The sequence below is a fragment of the Longimicrobium sp. genome (assembly GCF_036280135.1).
Taxonomy (GTDB): domain Bacteria; phylum Gemmatimonadota; class Gemmatimonadetes; order Longimicrobiales; family Longimicrobiaceae; genus Longimicrobium.
Genome location: NZ_DASURI010000094.1, coordinates 1 through 8,505 on the forward strand (window position 1 = coordinate 1; position 8,505 = coordinate 8,505).

An 8,505-nucleotide genomic window follows, 5' to 3' on the forward strand; every position below is an offset into this window, starting at 1 on the left:
CCAGGCCCCAGCCTGAGCGGGTAAACCCGCCGCTGGGACTGCCACAAGCCCTGTCTCGCGCTGACGCGCGTTGCGAACAGGGCTTCAGAAGACCGGCTGTCCGGCTCTCGCCCGGCGCGGTGTTCGCGCCCGCGCCCCGTCCGTCAACCGGTGGAGGAGGCGAGGCGGATTCCGTGCCGATGGCGCCCAGGCCCCAGCCTGAGCGGGTAAACCCGCCGCTGGGACTGCCACAAGCCCTGTCTCGCGCTGACGCGCGTTGCGAACAGGGCTTCAGAAGACCGGCTGTCCGGCTCTCGCGCCGCGCGGTGTTCGCGCCCGGTCAGCGGCGGGGGCCGACGAGGGGCGCGAGGTCCGCGTGGGCGGCGAAGACGTCCGCATCCAGCGCCTGCGGCTCGTGTTGCGGGGCCGCGCGGAGGAGCGCGTCGATGCGCTCGCGCGACGCGTCCAGCACGCGCTCCGTCAGGCGTCCACCCGCCGCCTCCCGCGCGAGGGCGCGCGCGAGGTCGATGGCGCGGCCCGTATCCGTCCCCGATCCCGCCAGCGTGAGCACGTCGCCGCCAGCCAGGAGAAAGCGCGCCGCGTTCTCCGTCCGCTTGAAGCGTTCGGAGACGGCGCCCATCCCCACGTCGTCCGTGAAGACGACGCCCCCGAACCCCAGCTCGTCGCGCAGGATGCCGCCCAGGATGCGCTCCGACAGCGTGGCCGGGTGCTCCTCGTCGATCTTGGGGAGGAGGATGTGCGCCGTCATGATGGCGCGCACGCCGGCCTGGATGGCCGCCGCGAACGGCACGAGCTCGCGGCCGCGCAGCACGTCGAGGGTGGCGTCGATCACGGGCAGCGCCTCGTGCGAGTCCGCCGCCGCGTCGCCGTGCCCGGGAAAGTGCTTGGCGCACGCCAGCACGCCGCCCGCTTCCAGCGCGCCGATGAACGCCGTGCCCGCGACGCTCACCTCCTCCGGCGTCGTGGCGAACGCCCGCGGCCCGATGACGGGGTTGGCGGGGTTGCTGTCCACGTCCATCACGGGCGCGAAGTCCAGGTTCACGCCCAGCGAGCGCAGCTCCGCCGCCATCGCCGCGCCCACGGCGGCCGCGCGGTCGGCCCAGGTGCGCGCGTAGTCGAAGTGCGTGATGGGCGTCGGCGGGCGGATGACGCGGCCGCCCTCGTGGTCGATGGCCACGAGCAGTTCGTCGCGCTCCAGGCACTCGCGCGCGTCGTGCAGCAGGCGACGCAGGCGCGGCAGCCAGCGGTCGTAGTCCTCGTTCGCGGCAAAGTGGCTGGCAAAGAGCACGATGCCGGCGGGCCGCAGCCGGTTGAGCAGGTACTTGTCCTCGTCCGTCAGCACGGGCGAGGGCCGCAGGCCGATGATGAAGTGCCGCCCGAACTCGCGCGCGTCCGCGTAGCTCATGGTCCGTCCGTCGGTGGAGCAGGGAAGGGGAGGATGGCGATGGGTGATGCGCGTCGTCCCCGGTTGCGAGCGCATGATATCGCGGGACGCAGATCGGACGCCATACGGCAGGGAATAGGGAACAGGGAATAGGGAATAGCGGGCAACTGCGATGATGTGGATGAGGGGAGGGTAGGGGCGGAGAACGGTTTGCCCGTCGCTTCGCGACGGGGCCCTCTCCCCCGCCAGCCTTTTTGCTCGTTCCTCGCAACGGCTGGCGACCCCTCCCCCAACTTCGAGGGAGGGGTTGGCGAGAGGGCGGGATCACGCACGAAGGCGAGTTCTGCAGGCACCGCAGTTCTCCCCCTCCCCCGCGAAGCGGGGGCAGGGGGCCGGGGGGAGGGGGCCCTCGGCGAGCCGGCAGACTGCCTGCCGTAGTGCACGGTATGAGATGATCCCCTTCCCCCGCACGCGGTTTGTGGGGAAACGGCAGGGGCCCTCCGCGGGCCGGCAGACTGCCCGCCGTCGTGCAGGGATTGTGATCCCCCTTCCCCCATGCCGTTTATGGGGGAAGGGCAGGGGATGGGGGGCGCCCCGCGTTCCGCCGGTCCTCCGCACTCCGCTCAGATCCCCGCCGTCTCCTCCGCCGGATGCCCGGCCGCGCCGCCCGAAACCCGCCTGTCGCCACCCGCCCGCATCCGCCGCGCGCAGTTGCGGTCCAGCTCGGCCTTGAGGCCCGCGTAGTTGCGCGGATCGACGGGCATCATCCACTCCGCCACGCGGTTCAGGGGGCGGCGCACGGTGCGGGCACCCAGGTCGCGCAGCAGGTCGTCGATGTAGTGAAAGTTGAACGGGATCACGCACGTGCCGCTCGCCGTCCCCTGCGGGCGGTGCGCGCGCAGCCACTCCCACCGCGCCCGCACGTCGTCCAGCATGGCGTCGCGCGGGGGCAGCCGCAGCTCGCCGGTCCACAGCCGCGACACCCACCGCGCCCCGATCTCCGAGGTCAGCTGGCTGTACAGGCTGCTGTTGTATCCCACGAACGCCAGCCGCGGCACGTCCGGGTGAACGAGGTTGCGGTACAGGTGAAAGACGCCGTCCGCGTCCTGGACCGTCCGCCGCGCGTCCTCGTCCAGGAACGGCACGCCCTGCCGAAAGCCGGTGCCCAGGATCACGACGTCCGCGGGGAGCCGCTCGCCCGTGTCCAGCTCCACCTCGCCGGGGTGCAGCGCGCGGATCCCCGCCCGCCGCGCGTCCAGCCGCCCGTCGCGGACGGCGTCGTACATCCCCTCCGTCTCCAGGCTGAGCGCGCAGCTCACGACGTCCTCGATGCGCTCCTCCGGCACCATCCCCGCCGCGCCCAGGCCGTACGTCGCGGTCAGCAGGGCCTCCACGCCGCGCCAGAACAGCCACACGCCCGGCGCGCCCACGGTGTGCAGCACCGTCTCGATCCCCCGCGGCTCCCGCGCGCGGAACAGCGCCTCGCTGAACCGCGTCGTCAGCACGTAGCGCAGGGGGACAAGGCCAAGGAACCGGCGCGGCATCTTCCACGTGGCGTGGCGAAAGACGAGCGTCGTCCGCGCCGCGTCGGGAAGGGCGGCCATGGCGGTGTCGCACGCGCTCTTTGCGCCACCGACGACCACCACGCGCCGGCCGCGGACGAGCGCCGGGTCGCAGAACCAGGTGCTGTGCAGCACCGTCCCGCCCGCCTCGCGGAACGCGTCCAATCCCGGGAAGTCGGGGAGGAGCGGATCGCTGAAGACGCCGTTGCAGATGGCCAGGTGGTCGAACCGCTCCGTCCGCGCGGGTCCGCCGTCGGCCGCAACGGAGCGCACGGTCCATCCCTCCGCCACGGGCGCGGCGTGCTCCACGACGGTCGACAGGCGCACGTGCTCCGTCACGCCGAAGTGGTCCGCGTACGCCGCCAGGTACGCCTGCACCTGCTCGCCCCGGGGAAACTCCGGGTACGCCCGCGGCATGGGAAAATCCGAGAACGCGTAGGTGTCGCGCGGGTTCTGCGTGTGCAGGCCGGGGTAGCGGCGCGAGCGTGCCCACACGCCGCCCACCTCGTCGTCCTTCTCGAACAGCGTGACGTCGAATCCTTCCTCCCGCAGGGTCCTGGCGGTCACCAGCCCGCTGAGCCCCGCCCCGATGATGCCGGCGCGCATGGTTGCCTCCGTGTGTCCGAAACGAGCGATGTGGATCTCTACCCGTGCAACGCGCGCGGAGATTCCATTTCGGACGATCGTGGGACGAAACGTGATCGCGCGTGACGAGCGGCGGCCGCGCGCCGTGGGACGATCCGCGCAGCAGTGTCCAGTCGGCAGTGATAATTTACGCCGTAAACAGTTGCATGCGCGGGAGATGCGGAGTACGTTGCGGCGCACTTCCCCCACATCCCGTCCGCCGGCATCCCGGCACGTCCCGGCCCGGCGGAATCCATCCCCATCGTGGAGCAGCGTCCCATGAGCCTGAACGCCGAGAATCTCACCGTCGAGTCGTTCGTCACCACCTCCGCCATCGCCCAGCAGGACCAGCAGATCGGCGGCACGGGGACCGAGTACCCCAACTGCATCGTGTACGTGAGCGACTGCGTGTCGTGCCCCATCGAGCCTTGATCGGCTCCGCGGGACGATGATTGAAAAGCCCCGCGCCTCCTGGGGAGGCGCGGGGCTTCTTGCGCGCGGCGGGTGCGGGCTGGCAGACTGGACCCGCCGCGGGCCGCCCCGGCCGCGCGCGCCTGACCACGAGGACTGCAACGGACGATGAGCGACGAGAAGATCGGGCGGGACGTAGAGAAGGTGTACTCCACGGGCCAGTTCGTGGAGAAGCTGCGCCGCCTGGCGGATGCGCTGGAGGCGCGGCAGCCGTTCACCATCCAGGTGGCCAACCAGCGCCTCAAGGTGCCGGCGGATGCGCAGATCAGCATCGAGCACGAGCAGTCGGGCGGCGACCACGAGCTCGAGTTCCAGCTCACCTGGTCGGAGCAGCCCAACTGAGGAACTGCAACGACAACTGCATTCTCACGCAGAGCCGCAGAGGACGCAGAGTACTTCATCTCGGAACGAAGTACTCTGCGCCTCTGCGGCTCTGCGTGAGATGCGGTGAGACTTTTAGTCGCAGGAAAGCTGGAAGGGCGACGGAGGATCGGGCTCGGCGGGGGGCGTGAGCCAGGCGGCGCGCAGGGTCTCGGGATCGGCATCCACGCCGCGCGCGCGGGCCCAGCGGCGCAGGATGCCCCGGATGCGCGCGTCCGCCGCCCCGTCGATCAGCGCCCGGACACTCGCCTCGCCCTCCGCCACGGGGGAAAGGAACGGGTTCGCGCAGACGAGCATCGCCCGTGTCTGCAGCGCCCGCGCCCGCTCCGCCTCCACCTCCCCAATCCGCATCCGCACGTCCGCGTCCAGCGTGGCCAGGTCCACCAGGCTGCGCCACGGCCCGCGGCGCACGGACGCGTCGTCGTCTCCCGCGGCGGCCACCTCGCCCATCAGGCTCAGGGGGCCCGGCGTGCGGCGCGCGCCCCAACGCAGCCGGAACTCCGCCGCCTGCCCCTCCGTCAAGGGCGAGGCCACCATCAGCAGGGGGAGAAAGGCCTCGGCGCCCTCGCCCCGCGCGTCCGGCGCCACGGCCGTGCCGTGCCCCGTCAGCACGTCGTCCTGCAGCGACGACAGGTAGCCGTTGCCACGCCCCCGCGACGCGAGCGTGCTCGTCACGAACCCGTCGAACAGCCGCGCGAACGCCTCCGCGGGGCGCGTGTCGTGCGCGGCGCCCTCCGGCCCCTTGCGCGGACCCGTGGGGCCCAGGGGCAGGCGGCGGACGGCGGCGGCGAAGTGGTCCGCGTCCGGCCGGTGCAGGGCCAGGTCCGTGGCGTACGCGCCGCGGCGGCCGTAGCGGTCGCGGCCCACCTGCCAGTCCAGGTCGTGCGCCACCTCGTGCGCGATGGTGCCCGGGCCCGTCTGCGGCGGCAGGTGGATGCGGCGCGACGCCGGGTAGTGCAGGGCGATGGCGCTCCCTTCGCGCCCCGTGCGTCCGAAGCGGAACGACAGCCCGTGCAGGTCCAGCCCCGGCAGCACCGACTCCAGGTCCGCTAGCGACTCGCCCAGCATCCGCCGGTAGAACGGATGCCAGTGGATGGGCACGTCCCCGTCGAACCCCACCGACGCCAGCCCGTACGCCCGCTTGAGGTCCGCCTCCAGCGGCGCGGCAAAGCCGGGATACCACACCGTCTCCTGCGCGTAGGCCCGCAGGGCCACGGCCGCCTCCATGGCCACCAGCGCCGCGCGGGGATGCGGATCGTCCCCGTCCGCCAGGCGCGCCAGCTCCGCCGCGAACCGCTCCTCCGTCCGCGCGCGGGCCAGGAACTGCTCCACGGCCCGCCGCCGCCCCGCCGATCCGCCGAACGCGCGGCGCATCTCCGGCCCGTAGCGGTCCAGCGTGACGGCGATGGGGGCGCTGGGCGGCGGATCGAACTCCCGCGCGATCATGGTCAGCCGGCGCGCGGCGGCGGGCGGCAGGGGCGCGATGGGCACGCGCTCCCGCTCCGGCGCGCCGCCGCCCGTCGCCACCACGCGTACGCGGGCGGCCAGGGGCAGGGCCCGCGACGCCGCGCGCACCTCGCGGTAGGGCGGCCGCGCGGCCCCCGTGGGCGCCTCCACCTCGAACCGCCGCGCCGCGCGCCACTCGCGCAGCAGGGGGAGCGGATGCCGCCCGGCGCTGTCCGCCGCGGCCAGCAGCCGCTCCGCGTCGCGCCGGGCCAGGACGCGGTCCCGCGCCAGGGCCGCCGCCTGCGCCGCCAGCACGGGCGACTGCGACGTCACCAGGTGCTCCGCGGCGGCCAGCTGGTACGCCGCGCGGACGGCCAGCTCGCCGTCGCGCGGGTCCGGCGCGCCCGCCACGGCGCCGTCCACGAGGTCCAGGTGCATCCGCGCCGTGGCCGCCGCGCGGCCGGCGCTGTCCACGCCCATGAGCGACAGGGCGCGCGGGTCCACGGCGTACGCGCGCCCTTCGCGCGTGGCCTGCAGCAGGGCCAGGGCCGTGCGGTGGCGGGCGGCGGGGTCCAGCCTGGGGTCCTGCAGCGCGTAGTCCATCAGCCGGAACGGGCTGCCCAGCCCCAGCCGCAGCCGCTCCACGTAGCCCAGCGTGACGACCTCCGCGTCCGTGAGCGCCGCCGAGTCCCTCGCCGCCAGCGCGCGCACGCCGGCCCACGCCCGCGCCAGCTCCACGTCCGCCGCCGTGGGCTCCGGCGCGCGCTCCGGCTTCCCGCACGCCGCGATCACGCAGAGCAGCAGGACGAGGAGCGAGGCGGGGGAAAGGGATCTGCGGCGCATGCCTGCTACTACGACCGGCGCCGGGTCCGGTTCCAGGCAGGACGACAAAAAAGGATTCTCACGCAGAGGGAGCAGAGGCAGCAGGGTACGTCATCGCGCGACGAAGTACTCTGCTGCCCCTGCTCCCTCTGCGTGAGATGATCGGTTGGGCTCGTGACTCGTGACGTCAGCGCGTCACTGGCGGTCCTCGAAGAAGGTGCTCACCGAGAAGCCCACGGGGTTCACCTCGTAGTAGCTGCTGCGGTCGAAGTGCCCCGTCGTGGGAAAGTACGGCGGCGGGGCCGACGCGGCGCAGGCGTCGTACGTGTACCGCTTGAGGTAGCCCGTGCCCCCCGACGTGCCCACGGCGCCGCGCGTGCGCTGGATGATGCCGCCCGTAAGGAACAGGCACCCCCGCCCGAACACCTCGTTCTGGCAGCGCTCCGCGTTGGGGCCCCCGTCGTAGTTCTCCACGTTGAAGGTGTTCAGCGTGAGGATGACCCCGTTGATGAACTCGCTGGGCGTGCTGTCGTAGCTGCGGAACGGCTCGCCGTTGGCCGTGGACTGCGGCGAGTTGAGCAGGTTGTCGGCCACGGAGATGTCCGCGCCGCCAAAGAGGCCCAGGATGTCCTCGCAGCTGTTGCCCTCGCTCACGTACACGATGTCGTCGGCGATGATGATGCGGTCCGTGGCCGCCAGCGTCACCCGTCCGCGCAGCACCCCGCTGATGGCGACGCGCCCCGTCACGTGGATGACCCCCTTGAAGTTGGGGTTGAGCCCGTGGCCCAGGGGGAACAGGAAGTCCAGGTCGTCGCGGTCGCGCAGGGCCTGGGGGAGGTTGCCGTTCAGGGCAAAGCCCCGCCGCACCCAGTCGCCCCGGTTGTTCTGCGACGGCACGAAGCCGTTGGTGAGCGAGTCCGAGCCGCCCAGGTAGCACTTGGCCACGTTCGTGTTGCGCAGGGCGTTGATCTTGTAGCTGGTGTTGCCGCCCAGGTCGCGCGCCAGCACGAACGTGCTGTCGTTGGTCCACACCCCGCAGTTCTCGCTGGCGGGCCAGCCGTTGCCGTTGCGCGACGCCGTGACCCACCAGGTGGCGCCCGTGCCGCGGTACACGCGAAAGAAGCCCTCCTCGTCGCCGTCGTGCCGCCCGTCGCCGTTGAGGTCGATGGTCAGGAACTCGATGCGCATGCGCGCCTCGAACGCCGTGCCGCCGCTGGGCGCCGTGAACGCCGCGCCGCCCTGCTCGGCGTAGCCGCGCAGCTTGGTCAGGTCCGCCAGGGTGGGCAGGGGAATGCGCGGGACGTTCTCCTGGTAGCCCTCGGAGAAGGTGGCGTACTGGCGCCCGCTGATGGTGCGGGCCGTGGTGACGCTGCCGGGGCCGCGAAAGCTGGCGCCGGAGTTGTAGATCTTGATGACGTCGTTGCTGTGCACGGGCCCGGAAACCATGTCGCCGCCGCCAAAGGCGATGTTGCTGGGCTCCACGTCGGTGAAGTACGCGAACCGGGCAAAGCTCGCCTGGGCGATGTCGCCCCGGCGCACCACGCGCGTGTTCCCCGACTCCACGACGGAGATGATGCTCCCGAACACGCCGAACTGCCCCGACGTCTGTCCCACGGGACCCGCGTACACGTAGCGCTTTACGCCGGGGATGCCCGCGCCGGCGGCGTCCACGAGCGCCTGGCCGTTCTCCAGCGTCTTGTAGCCCTCGTCGGGGTACAGGTCCCGGTCGGCGTTCAGCCGGGCGCGGGCCACCTCCAGCCCCGCGTCGGCCAGGGCCTCCATCTCCGTGCGGCGCGATTCGTAGGCGTTGATGAG

General features: G+C 72.6%; 5 protein-coding genes and 1 pseudogene. 2 read left to right on the forward strand and 4 right to left on the reverse strand.

The annotated features are described in order from the left end of the window. Nucleotides 1-319: 319 nt before the first annotated feature. On the reverse strand, nt 320-1,405 hold the full coding sequence (locus VFZ20_RS03055; RefSeq protein ID WP_329682352.1) for a glycoside hydrolase family 3 N-terminal domain-containing protein: 1,086 nt from the start codon (nt 1,403-1,405) through the stop codon (nt 320-322). A 602-nt stretch (nt 1,406-2,007) separates the two neighbouring features. Then, on the reverse strand, nt 2,008-3,552 hold the full coding sequence (locus VFZ20_RS03060) for a flavin-containing monooxygenase (protein ID WP_329682353.1): 1,545 nt from the start codon (nt 3,550-3,552) through the stop codon (nt 2,008-2,010). 297 nt (nt 3,553-3,849) lie between these two features. On the opposite strand from VFZ20_RS03060, the gene VFZ20_RS03065 reads away from it, so the two are divergent. Next, entirely contained in the window at nt 3,850-4,002 is a 153-nt protein-coding gene (locus tag VFZ20_RS03065) for a hypothetical protein (protein ID WP_329682354.1), read from the forward strand. A gap of 147 nt (nt 4,003-4,149) precedes the next feature. Further along, nucleotides 4,150-4,383: an amphi-Trp domain-containing protein gene (locus VFZ20_RS03070; protein ID WP_329682355.1), complete on the forward strand. Its 234-nt coding sequence runs from the start codon at nt 4,150-4,152 to the stop codon at nt 4,381-4,383. A gap of 114 nt (nt 4,384-4,497) precedes the next feature. On the opposite strand, the gene VFZ20_RS03075 is transcribed toward VFZ20_RS03070, so the two are convergent. Both VFZ20_RS03075 and VFZ20_RS03080 read right to left on the reverse strand, forming a co-directional pair. Next, complete coding sequence (locus VFZ20_RS03075) at nt 4,498-6,711, reverse strand: hypothetical protein (RefSeq protein ID WP_329682356.1); 2,214 nt, start codon at nt 6,709-6,711, stop codon at nt 4,498-4,500. Between the two features lie 174 nt (nt 6,712-6,885). Continuing rightward, nucleotides 6,886-8,505, reverse strand: a pseudogene (locus VFZ20_RS03080) (hypothetical protein); the annotation flags it as partial.

Excerpts from the sequence above, each read along its gene's own strand:
- VFZ20_RS03070 (WP_329682355.1), top strand. The coding sequence starts at position 4,150 with ATGAGCGACGAGAAGATCGGGCGGGACGTAGAGAAGGTGTACTCCACG.
- VFZ20_RS03055 (WP_329682352.1), bottom strand. The coding sequence starts at position 1,405 with ATGAGCTACGCGGACGCGCGCGAGTTCGGGCGGCACTTCATCATCGGC.
- VFZ20_RS03065 (WP_329682354.1), top strand. The coding sequence starts at position 3,850 with ATGAGCCTGAACGCCGAGAATCTCACCGTCGAGTCGTTCGTCACCACC.
- VFZ20_RS03075 (WP_329682356.1), bottom strand. The coding sequence starts at position 6,711 with ATGCGCCGCAGATCCCTTTCCCCCGCCTCGCTCCTCGTCCTGCTGCTC.
- VFZ20_RS03060 (WP_329682353.1), bottom strand. The coding sequence starts at position 3,552 with ATGCGCGCCGGCATCATCGGGGCGGGGCTCAGCGGGCTGGTGACCGCC.